This window comes from Humibacter antri (assembly GCF_054777235.1).
Window position 1 is genome coordinate 23,831 of sequence record NZ_BAAHAW010000003.1, and the last position, 15,189, is coordinate 39,019.

At 68.2% G+C, this 15,189-nt stretch carries 12 protein-coding genes and 1 tRNA gene; 1 reads left to right on the forward strand and 12 read right to left on the reverse strand.

What is annotated here, in order from left to right:
• Positions 1-134: 134 nt before the first annotated feature.
• The 7 genes from ACYVDK_RS02410 to ACYVDK_RS02440 all read right to left on the reverse strand — a co-directional run bounded on the left by ACYVDK_RS02410 (position 135) and on the right by ACYVDK_RS02440 (position 9,463).
• Positions 135-920: a 3-hydroxyacyl-CoA dehydrogenase gene (locus ACYVDK_RS02410; RefSeq protein ID WP_460517429.1), complete on the reverse strand. Its 786-nt coding sequence runs from the start codon at positions 918-920 to the stop codon at positions 135-137.
• A gap of 96 nt (positions 921-1,016) precedes the next feature.
• Positions 1,017-2,216, reverse strand: a complete 1,200-nt coding sequence (locus ACYVDK_RS02415) for a thiolase family protein (RefSeq protein WP_460517432.1) — start codon at positions 2,214-2,216, stop codon at positions 1,017-1,019.
• 81 nt (positions 2,217-2,297) lie between these two features.
• Entirely contained in the window at positions 2,298-4,676 is a 2,379-nt protein-coding gene (locus ACYVDK_RS02420; protein ID WP_460517434.1) for a CHAD domain-containing protein, read from the reverse strand.
• Positions 4,658-5,035, reverse strand: coding sequence for a YciI family protein (locus ACYVDK_RS02425; protein ID WP_460517437.1), 378 nt, complete (start codon positions 5,033-5,035; stop codon positions 4,658-4,660). The genes ACYVDK_RS02420 and ACYVDK_RS02425 overlap by 19 nt, the downstream gene beginning before the upstream one ends.
• A 229-nt stretch (positions 5,036-5,264) precedes the next feature.
• Entirely contained in the window at positions 5,265-7,421 is a 2,157-nt protein-coding gene (locus ACYVDK_RS02430) for a D-alanyl-D-alanine carboxypeptidase/D-alanyl-D-alanine-endopeptidase (RefSeq protein WP_460517439.1), read from the reverse strand.
• A 117-nt stretch (positions 7,422-7,538) separates the two neighbouring features.
• On the reverse strand, positions 7,539-8,198 hold the full coding sequence (locus ACYVDK_RS02435; RefSeq protein ID WP_460517442.1) for an NUDIX domain-containing protein: 660 nt from the start codon (positions 8,196-8,198) through the stop codon (positions 7,539-7,541).
• Positions 8,199-8,491: 293 nt separating this feature from the next.
• Positions 8,492-9,463 (reverse strand): SDR family NAD(P)-dependent oxidoreductase, encoded by a 972-nt coding sequence (locus ACYVDK_RS02440; RefSeq protein ID WP_460517445.1) that lies wholly within the window; start codon positions 9,461-9,463, stop codon positions 8,492-8,494.
• 66 nt (positions 9,464-9,529) lie between these two features.
• On the opposite strand from ACYVDK_RS02440, the gene ACYVDK_RS02445 reads away from it, so the two are divergent.
• Positions 9,530-10,087: a TetR/AcrR family transcriptional regulator gene (locus ACYVDK_RS02445; protein ID WP_460517448.1), complete on the forward strand. Its 558-nt coding sequence runs from the start codon at positions 9,530-9,532 to the stop codon at positions 10,085-10,087.
• A 263-nt stretch (positions 10,088-10,350) separates the two neighbouring features.
• Here the strand turns inward: ACYVDK_RS02445 and ACYVDK_RS02450 are convergent, their stop codons facing one another.
• The 5 genes from ACYVDK_RS02450 to ACYVDK_RS02470 all read right to left on the reverse strand — a co-directional run bounded on the left by ACYVDK_RS02450 (position 10,351) and on the right by ACYVDK_RS02470 (position 15,182).
• Positions 10,351-11,334, reverse strand: a complete 984-nt coding sequence (locus ACYVDK_RS02450) for a Gfo/Idh/MocA family protein (protein WP_460517451.1) — start codon at positions 11,332-11,334, stop codon at positions 10,351-10,353.
• 64 nt (positions 11,335-11,398) lie between these two features.
• Positions 11,399-11,474 (reverse strand) — tRNA-Thr (locus ACYVDK_RS02455).
• A 237-nt stretch (positions 11,475-11,711) separates the two neighbouring features.
• On the reverse strand, positions 11,712-12,368 hold the full coding sequence (locus tag ACYVDK_RS02460; RefSeq protein WP_460517454.1) for a TetR/AcrR family transcriptional regulator: 657 nt from the start codon (positions 12,366-12,368) through the stop codon (positions 11,712-11,714).
• Positions 12,369-12,438: 70 nt separating this feature from the next.
• Positions 12,439-13,968 carry an alpha/beta hydrolase gene (locus ACYVDK_RS02465; protein ID WP_460517457.1) on the reverse strand — a complete coding sequence of 510 codons (1,530 nt, stop codon included), beginning with the start codon at positions 13,966-13,968 and terminating at the stop codon, positions 12,439-12,441.
• Positions 13,965-15,182, reverse strand: coding sequence for a DNA polymerase III subunit delta' (locus ACYVDK_RS02470; protein ID WP_460517460.1), 1,218 nt, complete (start codon positions 15,180-15,182; stop codon positions 13,965-13,967). Before ACYVDK_RS02470 ends, ACYVDK_RS02465 begins: the two co-directional genes overlap by 4 nt.
• Positions 15,183-15,189 lie beyond the last annotated feature (7 nt).

Here is a 15,189-nt window from a genome sequence, read left to right on the forward strand (position 1 = left end):
CCCACCCCCGCTGGTTGAGCTTGTCGAAACCTGCCCCGCCGGAATGGTTCCGCTCCCTGACGCCCCTCCACACGCCGCTAAGCGGCGCGCGGAGCCTCCGACGTTGGGTGCCCAAGCTCAACCATCCGCATGCATCACTTCGGCTGCATGCGGATGGCGCCGTCGAGCCGGATCACCTCACCGTTCAGCAGCGGGTTCTCCACGATGTGCCGAACGAGTGCCGCATACTCTGCCGGTGTGCCCATGCGCGACGGGTGCGGGATCTGCTCCTCGAGCGAGCGCTGCACGTCTTCGGGCATCCCCGCCATCATCGGCGTCTTCATGATGCCGGGGGCGATCGTCATCACCCGGATGAGCAGCTTGGAGAGGTCGCGGGCGATCGGCAGTGTCATGGATGCGACGCCGCCCTTCGACGCCGAATACGCCGCCTGGCCGATCTGCCCGTCGTAGGCGGCGACGGATGCGGTGTTCACGATCACGCCGCGCTCGCTCGTGGCAGGCACGCCGGGAAGCGACTGCGCGTCCACCGGGTCGTTCTGCGCCATCGCCGCGGCCGCCAGCCTGGTGACATTGAACGTGCCGATCAGGTTGACGCGGATGGTGCGCTCGAATCCATCGAGGCCGAGCGGCCCTTCGCGTCCGACGGTTCGGCCGGCGGTGGCGATGCCCGCGCAGCTCACCGCCACGCGTAGCGGTGCGAGCGCCTGCGCCTTCTCGACCGCCGACTGCACCTGCTCCGGATCCGTCACGTCGGCCGGCGCGAACACCCCGCCGAGTTCGGCCGCGGCCTCCTCGCCGCGGGAGCCCGGAAGGTCGACGATGACCACCTTGGCGCCCGCCTCGGCGAGCACGTGCGCTGTGCCGTTGCCCAGACCGGATGCCCCGCCCGTGACGATCGCACTGCATTCCTGAATCTGCATATATCCCTCCGTGTTGTGTTCCTGCTGTCAGACCGTTCGACTCGGCTCATTCTCGATCGAGGACACGATCGAGCGCAGCGAGCCCAGGAGATACGGTCAGAGCCGTTCAATGATGGTGGCGTTCGCCATGCCGCCGCCCTCGCACATGGTCTGCAGGCCGTAGCGGCCGCCGGTGCGCTCGAGCCGCGCAAGCAGTGTGCCGAGCAGCCGCGTGCCAGTGGCGCCGAGCGGATGCCCGAGCGCGATCGCCCCTCCATCGGCGTTCAGCCGGTCGGGATCCGCTCCGAACTCGTTCTGCCACGCCAGCGGCACCGGCGCGAACGCCTCGTTCACCTCGTACGCGTCGATCTCGTCGAGGTTCAGACCGGTCTGCTTCAGGATGCGCGCTGTCGCCGGCATCACGCCCGTCAGCATGTAGAGCGGGTCACTGCCGGTCACCGCGAACGCGTGGAATCGCGCCCTGGGAGTCAGCCCCAGCTGCTCAGCGCGGCGGGCGCTCATGATGAGCGCAGCGGAGGCACCGTCGGTGAGCGGGGACGAGTTGCCCGGCGTGATCTTCCAGTCGACGACGGGAAAGCGTGCGGCGAGGGCATCCGTGCGGAAGGACGGGTTCAAACCTGCGAGGCCCTCCACCGTGGTGGCCGGCCGCACCGTCTCGTCGGCGGCGATCTCGCGGGTGCTGCCGTCGGCATCCGTCACGTGCACCGGAACGAGTTCGCGCTCGAACCGCCCCGCCTCGGCGGCCCCGGCCGCGAGCCGATGCGAACGCGCGCTGAACTCGTCGAGTTCGTCACGCGCGAAGCCGTACTTCTGCGCGATCAGCTCGGCCGAGACGCCCTGCCCGACGAGTCCGTCGGGGTAGCGTGCCTCGATACGGCTGCCGCGCGGATCGCGGCCCAGGGTCGACGTTCCGAGCGGAACCGCGCTCATCGACTCGACCCCGCACGCGATCACGACGTCTTGTGCGCCTGCCATGATCGCCTGCGCGGCGAAGTGCGCCGCCTGCTGACTCGATCCGCACTGCCGGTCGATGGTCGTGCCCGGCACATGTTCGGGGAACCCCGCCGCGAGCACCGCGTTGCGCGCAGTGTTGTACGACTGCTGGCCGACCTGACCGACGCATCCGGCGATCACGTCGTCGATCGTGCCAGGGTCGAGGTCGTTGCGCCGCACCAGTTCGGCGAGCAGGTCGCCCAGCAGGTCCACCGGGTGCACGCTGCTCAGCGCACCCCCCGGCTTGCCGCGCCCGCTTGGGGTGCGCACGATATCGACGATGACGGCCTCTTCGACGCTCATCCCTCCAGAGTAGGGGCGCGCGCGCAGAGAATTGTGGACGCGGGATGCCGCTATCGCGCGAAATAGCGGCACGAAGCGTCCTTAAGTTTCGGCGGTCGCCTTCCCCGCGGCCCGCTCCACATCGTCCAGGAGGCCGTCCAGGTCGGCCAGGCGCCGTTCTGCGTCCAGGCGGATGTCTCGCGCCAGCTCCCTGAAAAGCGCGGCGGCCGGTTCCGGCGAGCGTTCGGACCACTCCGCAACCTGCAGCGCGAGCAGGGTGTCGTCGCGGTGCGCGCCGAGCAGATCCTGCACCGCCTCGGCCGCTCGCCCTAGGGCCCCGAATCCGTCCGCCGTCACGGCGTGCGACCGCCCTAGCCCTTCCACCGCCTCGCCCGCATACCGGAGGCGCCTGGCCGCCTTGCGCAACGCGTGCAGTTCGTAGAGACCTCGTCCCTCGGCACGCCGCGCCGCGGTCACGACGTCGCCGACGGCCTTGGCCAGCGCCGGCCCCGCCACATCGGGCACGGGCGAGCCGGCATCCGGTCCCGGCTCCGGATGCTCCGCGAAGGCGCGAAGCATCCGGATGTCCGCTTCCCCGCGTGACGAGCCCAGGTGCTCGACCACATGCATCCGGGCCTCTTCCGCCTGACGCTCGGCCTCGGCCAAAGGGCCTTCCAGCGCGGCGCGGAGCACCGGGTCGGCGTCGTCGTCCGACCGCTCGCGAAGTGTCGCCGCCCGCACCTCCGCGTCGCGCGCCGTTCCGAGCACCGCTCCGAGCGCGGTGACCGACGGTGACAGCGCGCGCACCCCCTCCCTGTCGAACACCGTGCGGTACACCGAGAGGATGCTGCGCACCTTGCGCACGCGCGTGCGCGCCTGGTGCAGGGCATCCGGAACGTTCGTCGGTATGCCCGCCGCGTACTCTTCGAGCTCCTCGACGGTTCGTCGGAGTGCGCCGCCGAGCAGTTCCGCGCACGTGCTGTCTGCCGCGGTTTCGGCACGGCGGCGTTCGAGGTGCGCGCGCAGCACCGGGTCGACGGTGAGGCCGATGGCGCGCTCGAACGCGGCATCCGCTTCCAGCCGTCGATCGGCGTGGGCGAGCAGGTGGGCCCTGGTCGCCCACGCGGGTTGGAACCGGACCGCTGCGGGATCGCCGATCGCGTCGAGCTCGGCGAGCCCGGCATCCGCTCCGTCCACCTCGGCGATCGACGCGGCGAGCGCCACCCGCGCACCCAGCGTGGGCGCCGTGGCGACCAGCGCGCGGTGCAGCGTGACCAGCGTGCGATGGTCGACCCGCCCGGTCCGGGCACGATCATCGTGCGCCGACTGGATGGCCGCCTCCAGCTGGAATCGCCCCACCGCGCGCAGCTGCCCTCGGTCGTCGATCACCAGCCTGCTCGCGGTCAGCAGATGCCGCTCTCCGCGGGCGATCAGCGCGGCATCCCACCTTGCGACGTCCTGTTCGTCGACCGGTACGAAGCGTCCGCGATCGTCGAGTCGAGCGGATGCCCGCGCCAGCGACAGACAGAGAAGGGCCGCGAGTCCCAGCACCTCGGGCTCGCGTGGCAGCAGTTGTACGGCGATCTCGGCGAGCGCCAGCGCCTCCGCGCTCAAGGAGGCGCCCAAGGGCTCGCCCAGGGAACCTGTTCCTCGCCGTCCGGCGGCACGGTCGTCGCGGTCGGCGGCAGGACCGCGGTGATCGGAGTCGGGGTTGCCGCGTTCGGCCGTGCCCGCGACCAGCGGCCAGTCGATTGCGTACGCACCGTAGATCGCCTCGAGCACGGCGGACAGCCGTTCGGTGAGAGCATCGGTGTTCGGCTCCGAGAACGGGATGCCCGTCTCCTTGATGCGCCGCTTCGCCCGCACCAGCCGCTGCGCCATGGCCGACGTCGGAACGGCGAACGCACGAGCGATCCGCTCGGCATCCAGCCCGAGCACGGTCTGCAGCATGAGCGGCGTGCGCGCCGCCGGATCGATCGCCGGATGCGCGCACACGAACAGCAGAGCAAGCCTGCGATCCGGGATCTCGTCCGGTTCCGGGATGTCCGGCGCAGGTGCCGAAGGCTCGCGCCGGGGCTCGCCGTCGACGCCCGTCTCGAGCGATGCGTTGCGGTGTTCCGCCGAGCCGAAGCGGTCGAGCATCCTGTGCCGTGCCGTCACGACGAGCCAGCCGGCCGGATTGTCCGGAACTCCATGGACGGGCCACGAGCGCAGCGCCCGCTCGAGCGCATCCTGCAGGCAGTCCTCGGCGAGCGCGATGTCGCGCGTACCGGCTGCCAGCACCGCGAGCATGCGTCCGTACGACTCGTGCACGGCGGCGTCGAGGGCATCCCCGACGGATGCCTGCGTCGCGCCGTGCCCTCCACTGGTCGCAGCGCTCTCGGCGTCCTCGCTCGCGTCGTCGTCCGAAACGGCGTCGTTCGAAACGGCGTCGTCCGCGTCGCCGCCGCGCCCCGACCCGGTCAGCCCGGCCACACCCACTGGCCGTCCACGAGCGAGATCGCGGAAGGCCGCACCTCGATCACCCCGTATTGCGCCCCCGGGCACTTCTCCGCCCAGGCGAGTGCCGCATCGAGGTCGGGCACATCGATCACGAACGTGCCTGCGAGCTTCTCCTTCGTGTCGGCGAACGGGCCGTCCTGTACCGCCAGTCCGCCGTTTCGCAGGGTGACCTGTGTGGTGTCGGCGACCGGACGCAGGATCTCGCCCGCCACCAGCACGCCCGCCTTCGCGAGCGCCTTGCCGTATTCGTCGAAAGCGACCCTGAACGGCTCCATGTCTTCTTCGGAGACTCCGGCATCCTGGGCTTCCAGGCTGTGCAACAGCAGTGCGTACCGCATTTCGTCATCCTCTCATCGCACCGCCTCGCGCGGTGCTGACGAAGGGATGACGGCCGAGCGGCATCCGGATCGACACGGATGCCGTGATCAGTCGTGTTTGCGGCGTTGCCGCTCGACAACTTCAATCGGCTCGGCAAAGCGAGCGTGCCTGCTTCACCGGACCTTCCCTATCGCTATCCCGTCCGCCGCTGCTCGGCGCGCGGGCCCCTTCGCGATGGGGCCTGATCAATCAATTGTTCGAGAGATTGTTGCCACACTCGTAGAACGCCGTCGTGAGGTTGTCGATCGCGTTCAGCGCCGCGTCGTCGCCTCCGTAGTTCAGCGCGTAGATCGCGAAGGTGAGGTTCGTACCGTCTTTCGCGTGAATGACGCCGGCGAGCGTGCGCGAGGTGTTGATCCATCCGGTCTTCGCATTCACGTGCCCGACGGCGTTCGATGAGAACGAGCCGTCGAACCGGCCGTAGCCGGGCCCGAGCGTTCCGGTCTTGCCTGCGATGGGCATCCCGTCGTAGATGTCGCCGAGCGAACCCTGCCGGTTCAGCACCTTCACCAGGAACTGCGTGAGATACGACGCCGGAACCCTGTTGTCGGCGCTCAGCCCTGAGCCGTCCGCGAAGTACAGCCCGTTCTCCGAGATGCCGTAGGCCTGCAACCCCTTGAGCGTGCCCGCGTTGATCGCCGAGAAGCTGTTGCCCGCGCCGGTCTTGATCGCGACCAGGCGCGCCAGCTCCTCCATGATCGTGTTGTCCGAGTACGTCAGCGCCTGTTCCGCCAGCGCGGACACCGGCTGCGACAACACCTGACCCAGCTGCTTGGCGCCGGCCGGTGCGGTGCCCTGGCTGATCGAGATGTTGCCGCCGAGGTCGTCGGCGAGCGCGTTCGCGGCGCGTCCGGCCGGGTCCGTGCTGCGCGGCGACTCCACCGCGGTCGGGTCGTCGCGGTCGCCGTCCACCATGAACGATGTCATGTACGGCGTGGAGCCCTCGACCACGCGCTCTTCGTGCTCGTCCCAGCTCGGCAGCCAGACGGGTCCCGAGTACAGCGACGTGTCGACGACGAGCGAGGTGATCGGCTTACCCGCGTTCGACGGGTCGGATGCCCATGCTTGCTTCACCTGGTTCGCCAGGTCGTCGAGATGGGGCGCGTTCGTGTAGAAGGACTGCTCACCTGTGGGAAGCCTGGTCAGCGTGACGTCTCCGCCGCCGATCACGACCACCTGGCCGGGCTGCGATCCCTTCACGACGGTGGTGGGCACACGATAGTCGGGACCGAGCACGCTGAACGCGGCCGCCGCGGTGAGCATCTTGAGCACACTGGCCGTCGGTGCCGGGTTCGAGCCGTTGCGGTCGAACAGCACCTCGCCAGTGGATGCGTTCATCACCTGCGCCTCGAGCGTGCCGAATCCGCTGTCGCCCGCGTACGAGGCAACGGAACACGTACGGATCTTGCTGGCCGCGGGCGCTGGGCTCGGCGTCGGCCGCACGGTCGGCTTGACAGTCGGCGTGGGAGTCGGCTTCGTCGACGCGATCGCACTGACCGCTCGCGCAGGCGACGTGGCAGCGCCGATGCCGAACGAGAGCCCGCTGAGCACGACGACGCCGGCGGCGATGCCCGCGATCAGCGAGGTGCGCGGGTTGTTCCGGATCCAGGTGAGGATGCCCGCCAGCGGCCCGTTCCCTCGTCCCGGTCCCCCGGCTCCCGTGCCGCCCGAGCCGGTTCCTCCCGAGCCAATGCCGCCGCCGTTGCCGCCGCCGTGACCTCCAGCACCGTGGCCGCCCAGGCCGGAGCCGCCTGGGCCGGAGCTCGAACCACCCGATGCGCGACCTGCACCTCGTGAGGCGAACGCGGCGCCGATTGCAGCGAAGACGTCGGCGAACGGGCCCTTGCCCCCGCTTCTGTCCGCGGGCGCGGGTGCGCCGTCCGCGTCATCCAGCGAAGACGATTCCGCCGCGGCGATATCGCGCGCCCGGAGCGGAACGTTCTCAGCATGCGACGCCGGCCCACGCTGGGTCGGTGATGGGGCGACGCCGACCGCGGACACTTGCTGCGGGTCGACGGGCCCACGAGCATCCGGGGCGAACCAGGAGAATGAGTGAGGAGCCGTCGGCGGGGAAACCGCAGTCGAAGCAGGCGCCGGGTGCTCGACCGGCGGCGGGACGACGGGCTGCACGATCGGCATCGTCGGCGCCGGCTGCATCGTCGACGCCGCCGGCTGGATCGCCGTCGGCGGAACAGTCGACTGCGTGACAGGGGCGCCGGGCTCGACGACAGGATTCTCCTGCGTCTGGTCGCCGAGGAGCGCGCTCAAGCCGAGCGCGTCGAAGGCCGATTCGGTGGGATCGCCCTGGCGACGATCACGGCGCGACTGGGGGGACTCGTCGTGCATTCCGCCGAGTGTACCGAGGGCGCCTGTGAGAGCTCGGAACAGGCGGACAGCTCCGCATGAAGCGGCATTCAGTGGGGTGTGAGGTCGTCGTGCCGGGCTACTGCTGGCGGATGGCGCTCACGACATGATCCCTTGGAGTGCCGCCCACTGCAGCAGCATGATGGTCTTGCCGTCGACGATCGTCCCGTCGGCGATCATCTGGAGCGCTTCGCGGAACGGCAGTTCGAGGATCTCGATGTCTTCGCCCTCGTCGGCGACCCCTCCTCCGGCGTTGACGCGATCGGCGGGGGTGTATTCCGCGGCGTAGAAGTGCACGCATTCGGTGACGGAGCCGGGGCTCATGTACGCGTCGAACACGTGGGTCAGGTCGCGCACCTCAACACCGAGTTCTTCACGTGCTTCCCGGCGAATCGCCGTCTCCGGGTCGTCTTCGTCGAGCAGACCCGCGGCGGCCTCGATCAGCATGCCGTCAGGGTGATCGTTCACGTAGGCGGGGAAGCGGAACTGCCTCGTCAGTAGGACCGTGCCACGTGTCGGATCGTGGAGCAGGATCGTCGCACCATTGCCCCGATCGTAGGTTTCGCGCTGTTGAGTCGACCACAGGCCGTTGCGCCCGCGGATATCGAACGTGGTGCGCCGCAACACATGCCAGCCGTCCGACGTGATCTCCACATCGCGAATGACGACGTCTGGGTTCCGGTCGAGGCTGCGGCCGACCTGGTCCAAGCCGGTGCGGCCGCGACCGTCAGGCAGACCACTGCCAGGCAAGTTGCGCACATTTCGACGGTAGTGCACGCGGGAATGCTCCGATCGCTCGCAACCGGGATCCGGCTGCGTGTCTGAGGTTGACTCCGGATTCCGGACGCTGACCGGGCGGGTTCCGCGGGTTCGCGGCCCGGCCGGGGTCAACCTCAGTCACAGGCATACTCGTGGCAGGCGGACACGTCTTCCATTAGTGGCTGCCAGGCTACGGCGAGTGTTCAGCCTGCCCCGATTCTCCAGCACCACCGACAGATGGCTCCAGGGTCCCACTCAGCGCACGACGAAGGATCCCACTCAGGGCATCTTGTTCAGCTTCGGATGAGGGCCTTCGACGTGGACCAGAGTCGTTCTGCCGCCGCCGGGTCGAGCGCCCACGCTTTTACACCGTGAGGATGGTCGGCGAGGCTGGCATCGTTCGGGACGGTGTATGCCTCCTGGCCGTCGTCGAGATAGTGTCCACCGGTGCCGGCGAACTCTGGTCGAACGGCTGCGACGACGGTCGTCGACGCTCCTTGCTCGATCGTCTTGTAAGTGAAGACCCCCGCCGCCTCTGCGGCGTTCAGTGAGGCCTTCTGGGCGGGGGTGAAGTTGCGTTGGAGACCGGTGGCCACCCCGCCGGGATTGACGGCGTTCGCGACGATTCCGTCGGAAGCCCAGCGGCGGGTCGCTTCGACGGCGAAAAGGGAGTTCGCGGTCTTGGCTTGGGCGTATGCGATCTGCGGGTCGTAGTCGCGATGGCTGAACTGGAGATCGTCGAAATCGATGCCGGCTCGCATGTGAGCTGTGGAGCTGAGTGACACGACGCGTGCCCCTTCGCGGTCCGCGGCCCCCGCTGAGAGAGCGGCGTGCAAGCCCGTGGCGAGCGCGAAGTGGCCGAGATGGTTCGTCGCGAGTTGCAGTTCCCAGCCCTCCGGGGTGCGCTCGAGATCACCGGTCACGAGGCCGGCGTTGTTCACGAGGAGGTGCAGCGGGCCCTCCCATGCCTCGACGAAACGAGCCACGGATGCCTGATCTGACAGATTCAATGCGCCGACCCGGGGACGGATCGCAACCCCGGTGCCCCAGATCTCTCGTTCGACCGCAGCTCCCGCTGCCGGGTTGCGCACGGCGAGGGTCACCTCCGCTCCGGCGGCAGCGAGAGCTCGCGCGGTCTCTCTGCCGAGCCCGGACGTCGCGCCGGTAACGATGGTACGGAGGCCAGCGAGGTCGACCCCGGAGAGGACGTCTGCGGTTGTGCTGTCTGCAGTGAAGGGGGTGGTGATGAGCTGAGAAGGGGGCATACCGGGACTATACGCAATATTCACTGCGTGTCTAGTACGTTCACTCTTGGGTACGCTGGCGGGGTGATGACACCACGTGAAGATGTACTGGGCGGCGGGCTGGACCGGCGGCGGGCGGTTCTGGAGTCTGCGTTGCAGACCTTCTCCCGGTTCGGGTATCAGAAGACGTCAATGGATGACGTTGCGAAGGCTGCCCATATCTCTCGACCGGGCCTGTACTTCCTCTTCGACTCGAAACCCGCCCTGTTCCGAGAAGCAATCACGCACGCCTTGGATCGTGACCTCGACCTCATCGCACGTGAACTCAACGCTTCGAACCGCTCCCTTTCGGCCCGACTGACCGCCGCCTTCGATATTTGGGGGAGCTCGTACATCGGGCCATTGAGCCGGGACGTGCCCAGGGCCGTCGACGCCGACTCTTCTCTTCTCGGATCAGTGCTCGATGACGCCCCGCAGAGATTCGAGGAACTCGTCGTCGAGGCCATCACCACAACCAGCCCGGCCGATAGCGTCGCGCGAACCAGAACACTCATCAGCGCCTCGATCGGCATCAAGTACCAAGTCACGACTCGAGAGGAATACCTCGATCGCATCACCGTCGCGGTGGGGCTCCTGCTGCAATGACGCAACGCGCCCAGTCAAGCAGTCTGAAATGCCGCTACTACACGCCCGCAAGCCGGTCCGCCTCCCACTGAACATCGTGCAGGCCGGGATGGCGACCCCGATGGCCTATGGATCTCAGGTGCTCGTACGACCCACCCGATGAGCCGAGCGCCAACCGCAACAGCCAAACCGAATACTCACGGAGTGGTACCTGAACACTGATTCGATGCGAATGCGCGTTCAATGGCGGGGAACCGACCCGAGCGAGCCGCCGGGGCGGCGGGTCAGCGTTCCTGCGGGTACACCAGCCCGATCTGTGCGCGCACCGCGTCAAGGGTGCGCATGATCGAGACCGACTCCCGGGGCGACATGATGTCGCTGGCGATGCGCCCCTCAGCGATCAGCCGCTCGGCCTCGCGCGCCTGGAACTGCTTTCCGGCGCCCTTGATGCGCGTCTTGTACTCCTCGAGCACCTCGTTCCCCTCACCGATGACGCGGAAGTTCGTCGGCGTGTACCAGACGCTGTCGATCTCGATGCGGGCATCCGTTCCTACGATCGATGCCGTATTCATCCCGCGCAGGTCGAGTGCGCATCGGGTCACGGCCAGCGCCCGGTCTCCGTAGCCGAAGATGGCGTCGGTAGCGGCATCCGCTCCGGTGGCTTCGAATCGGGCGGATGCCTTCACCGTCGCAGGTTCGCCGAGCAGCATCGAGGCGAACGAGATCGGATACACCCCGAGGTCGAGCAGCGCGCCGCCTCCGAGCTCGAGGGCGTTGATACGGTGCCTCGGATCGCTCGGCAGCAGCTGCATGTGGTCGGCGCTGAACTCGCGAACATCGCCGAGCGTGCCCTCGGCGACGATCTCGCGGATGCGCTCCACGTGCGGCAGGAACCGGGTCCACATCGCCTCGAGCACGAGCAGCCCGAGGCCGGCGGCGAGGTCCACGATGCGCTGCGCCTCGGCCGCATTCAACGTGAACGGCTTCTCCACAAGCACGTGCTTGCCCGCACGCAATGCCAGCTCCGCGTTGGCGGCGTGCTCGGGGTGCGGCGTGGCGATGTACACGATGTCGACGTCGTCATCCGCGACAAGCTGCTCATACGAACCGTACGAGGTGGGGATGTCGAATTCGTCGGCGAAGGCATCCGCCCGTTCCTGGGTGCGGGAACCGACGGCCGCGACATCGTGCTCGTCGTCGAGCAGCTCCCTTGTGAACGTGTGGGCGATGCCGCCGGTGCCCAGGATGCCCCATCGGATGTCGCCCATCGCTCCCCCAACGTGTTCGCCGCCGAGACGCGAAGAGGGCCCCTTTTCGAGACCCTCTTCGTGTTGGAGCCGCCTGAGAGAATCGAACTCTCGACCTTCTCATTACGAGTGAGACGCTCTGCCGACTGAGCTAAGGCGGCGTGGCGCAGTCGCCCGCGCGCACAGCAGACAAGCCTAGCGGATTCCGTGCACCCTTCTGACCACCCGGGTTCGGCCATCGCGGCTCACGCCGCTCGCTTGCTCAATCGGTTCGGCGACGCGAGCAAGCTCGCATCGCTCTGCGCGGTTCGGCGACGCGAGCAAGCTCGCATCGTTCTGCACGTTCGGCGACGCGAGCAAGCTCGCATCGCTCTGCGCCGAATGGCCGCTAGCGGCCTCTAACGGGTCTCGTCGCTCACCAGCTCGTGCAGCTCTCCGAACGAGTCCATCAGCCGGTCCGACAGCGCGCCATGGCCGCCGGTCTCGGCCCAGCACGTCCACGCGTGCCGGATGCCGGCGAACGCCACGTACGTCACCAGCCGCGCCCTGCTGTGGAGGCGTTCGGGGTCGTCTGCCAGCATCCCGTCGTCGCGCCTGAGCCGCCGCTCCACCACCGAGACCAGCTCCAGCTCGAGCTGCTTCATGTTGGCCATGCGCAACGTGAACAGGTACGGATGCTCACGCAATAGCCTGCGCCGCAACGCCTCGATGTCGGCGCCGTCGGGGTTCGGCTCCTGGTCGACCGTGGACAGCAGCAGATCGCGGATGCTCTCCAGCATCGGCTGCTCTTGCCCCGCCGTCACGAACCGCGCGATCGCTTCCTCGTCGGGCATCTCGGGAACGTCGCCGATCACCGCGGCTTCCTTCGTGGGGAAGTAGTTGAAGAACGTGCGCGGCGAGACACCGGCCGTGTGGCTGATCTCTTCGACCGTGACGCCGTCGAATCCGCGCTCCAGCGCGAGCGTGAGCACAGCGCGCTGGATCGCGTTGCGGGTCGCGAGTCGCTTGCGCTCGCGGACACCGCCGCGCGCGGGGGCGGAGGTCGTGGCGATCACGCACCCATTATTGCAGTCAGTGCAAAGTACGGTCGAGAATGATGCCCGCGCACCGATCGGCCACGAACGGTCAGCATTCCGGATCGCTCTTCGGCACGGTGCCGTTCACGAAGAACCCGTCTACCGCATCGTTCACGCACGAGTTCGACTTGTTGTACGCCGTGTGGCCGTGCCCGTGATACGTGACGAGGTGGCCGCTGTCGAGCTGGTGCGAGAGGTTGACCGCCCACTGGTACGGGGTCGCGGGGTCACCGGTCGTGCCGACCACGATGATCGGCGGTGCGCCCGCCGCGTGGATCGGTGCCTCCTGCCGGGTCGGCTTGTACGGCCAGACGGCGCACCCGATGTCGCCGTATGACATGTACGGGCCGATCACGGGCGCCGCTTTCGTCAGTTCCGCCGCCTGCTTGCGCATCGTGGCGGGGTCTGCATCCGACGAATAGTCGAGACAGTTGATCGCCGTGAAGGCTTCGGTCGAGTTGTCCGAGTAGGTTCCGTCCGAGTTCCGGTTGTAGTAGGCATCCGCGAGGATGAACGCCACCCGCGCACTGCCGTGCATGACGTCTTTGAACAGACTGTCCAGTGCACTCCAGGCCGAAGCGTCATACAGGGGATAGATGATCGCGGTGACCATGGTGTCCGCGCCGAGCTCGCGGCCATCGGAGTTGCGGATGGGGCTGGCATCCAGCGAGGCCAGCAGGTTCGACACGGTCGACAGTGCGTCGTCGAGCGAGCCGGAGAACGGGCATCCCTTGCGCGTGAGGCAATCGGTCAGATATGAGCTCAGCTCCTGCTCGAAACCCTTCGACTGGCCGAGGTTCACGTCGAAGCTCGTCGACGACGGGTCGAGCGCGCCGTCGAGAACCATGCGGCCCACACGCTTCGGGTAAAGGCCGGCGTATGTGGAGCCGAGAAGCGTTCCGTAGGAGTAGCCGAGGTAGTTGAGCTTCGCGTCGCCGAGCGCGGCGCGCAGCACGTCGAGGTCTCGCGCGGCGCTCGTCGTGCCGACCTGCCCGAGCAGCGGGCCGGTGTTCTGTTGGCAGGCTGCGGCGAATGCGGATGCCTCGCGCGTGGATGCCTGGATCCACGCGTCGGACCCGCGCTGCCCCGGCGTTATGCCGAAAACGTAGGAGTCCATCTGCTTGGCGTCGTAGCACTTGACCGCCGTGGATGCACCGACCCCGCGTGGGTCGAATCCAACGATGTCGTAGTGCTCTTGAAGGTTCTTGTCGACCGCGTAGTCCAGGCTGTCGCGCACGAAGTCGACACCGGACGCGCCTGGTCCGCCGGGATTGACGAGCAACGAACCGAGCCGCTTTCCGGTGGCATAGTGCCTGATCAGCGCGAGTTCGATGCTTCCGGAGCCGGGATCCGACCATGTGAGCGGCACCTTGGCCTTCGCACACTGGAACTTGCCGCACGTGCTCCAGTCCAGATGCTGCCCATAGAACGGGGCCAACGCCGACGAGACCTTCTCGGGCCGCGGGGTCGAGGTGACCGGCCCGCGCGTGACCGGGAAGCATCCGCTCAGGGCCAGCGACAGCGTCACCGCGATCGCCGCGACCACCCCCGAACGGCGCCAGCGCCTCGATCGCGTCATCGGATATCCCTTCCCGCCCCGTCGGCGGTTCGCGGTCGTCGCGCGGTCACGAGCATGGCCTCCAATGCCAGCGCGGGCGCGACGTTTCCGTCGATGCGCTCGCGTGCCGCCTGCACGGCATCCATCGTGGCGAGCGTGGCGGCGGCACTGGATGCACGCGCCGCCGCGCGCAGCCGGTCGCCCAGTTCCGCGTTCACCAGCTCGGCTCCGGCGTCGAGCTGCAGCGTGAGAGTGTCGCGATACAGCGAAAGAAGATCGGTCAGGATGCGGTCGATGCCGTCGCGGAGACTCCGCGTGGCACGGCGCTTCTGGTCGTCCTCGAGTTGGCGCAGCTGTGCTCGCAGGCCGGGCGGAACGGGTCCGCCCTCCTGCACGCCCAGCGACTGCAGTGTGTGCGCCCGCTCTTCGGCGTCCCGTTCCTCGGTGATGGCCTTCGCGTCGGCTCCCGCGATCTCCAGCAGCCGTGCAGCGCCCGCGATGACATCGGCGACGGTGCGGATGCCCAGCGCGAGCTCGAGGGTCTCCTCACGCCGTGCCCGCGCCTCTTCGTTCGTGGCCAGCCGGTGCGCCATTCCGATGTGGCTCTGAGCGTGCCGGGCTGCGCGCTCGGCGATGTCGCCCGCCACCCCGTCGCGCCGCTCGATGAGATCGGCGACGTCGGCGACCGACGGAACCCTCAATCGCACAGTACGCACACGCGAGCGCACAGTCGGCAGCAGATCGGCGTCGCTCGGCGCGCAGAGGATCCACACCGTGCGTTCCGGCGGCTCCTCCAGCGCCTTCAGCAGAACGTTCGATGTACGCTCCGACATGCGGTCGGCATCCTCGATGACCATGACGCGGTAGCGGCTCACCGAGGGCGAGAATTGCGAGCTGGAGACCAGCGAGCGCACCTCGTCGATCGAGATGATGACGCGCTCCGTGCTGAGCACGCTGAGGTCGGGATGGGTTCGCGCCTGCACCTCGCGCGTGGTGGCCGTATCGCCGTCCGGACCATCGGGGCTGAGCAGGGCGGCCGCGAACGCATAGGCGAGGTTCGAGCGACCCGAGCCAGGCGGGCCGGTGATCAGCCAGGCGTGCGTCATCGCGGCGGATGCCGTCGCCGCGACTGCTGCGCGCAGTGTCGCGATCGCCGCCGGTTGGCCGGTCAGGTCGCCCCACACGGAGAATCCGTCGACCAGCGACGGCCTCACCGGGGTCTGGGCAGCTGGCATGATTCGA

What these genes read in the sequence shown, in the direction of transcription:
- ACYVDK_RS02445 (WP_460517448.1), top strand. Translation starts at nt 9,530, where the DNA reads ATGACACCACGTGAAGATGTACTGGGCGGCGGGCTGGACCGGCGGCGG.
- ACYVDK_RS02470 (WP_460517460.1), bottom strand. Translation starts at nt 15,182, where the DNA reads ATGCCAGCTGCCCAGACCCCGGTGAGGCCGTCGCTGGTCGACGGATTC.
- ACYVDK_RS02425 (WP_460517437.1), bottom strand. Translation starts at nt 5,035, where the DNA reads ATGCGGTACGCACTGCTGTTGCACAGCCTGGAAGCCCAGGATGCCGGA.
- ACYVDK_RS02410 (WP_460517429.1), bottom strand. Translation starts at nt 920, where the DNA reads ATGCAGATTCAGGAATGCAGTGCGATCGTCACGGGCGGGGCATCCGGT.
- ACYVDK_RS02465 (WP_460517457.1), bottom strand. Translation starts at nt 13,968, where the DNA reads ATGACGCGATCGAGGCGCTGGCGCCGTTCGGGGGTGGTCGCGGCGATC.
- ACYVDK_RS02440 (WP_460517445.1), bottom strand. Translation starts at nt 9,463, where the DNA reads ATGCCCCCTTCTCAGCTCATCACCACCCCCTTCACTGCAGACAGCACA.
- ACYVDK_RS02415 (WP_460517432.1), bottom strand. Translation starts at nt 2,216, where the DNA reads ATGAGCGTCGAAGAGGCCGTCATCGTCGATATCGTGCGCACCCCAAGC.
- ACYVDK_RS02430 (WP_460517439.1), bottom strand. Translation starts at nt 7,421, where the DNA reads ATGCACGACGAGTCCCCCCAGTCGCGCCGTGATCGTCGCCAGGGCGAT.
- ACYVDK_RS02450 (WP_460517451.1), bottom strand. Translation starts at nt 11,334, where the DNA reads ATGGGCGACATCCGATGGGGCATCCTGGGCACCGGCGGCATCGCCCAC.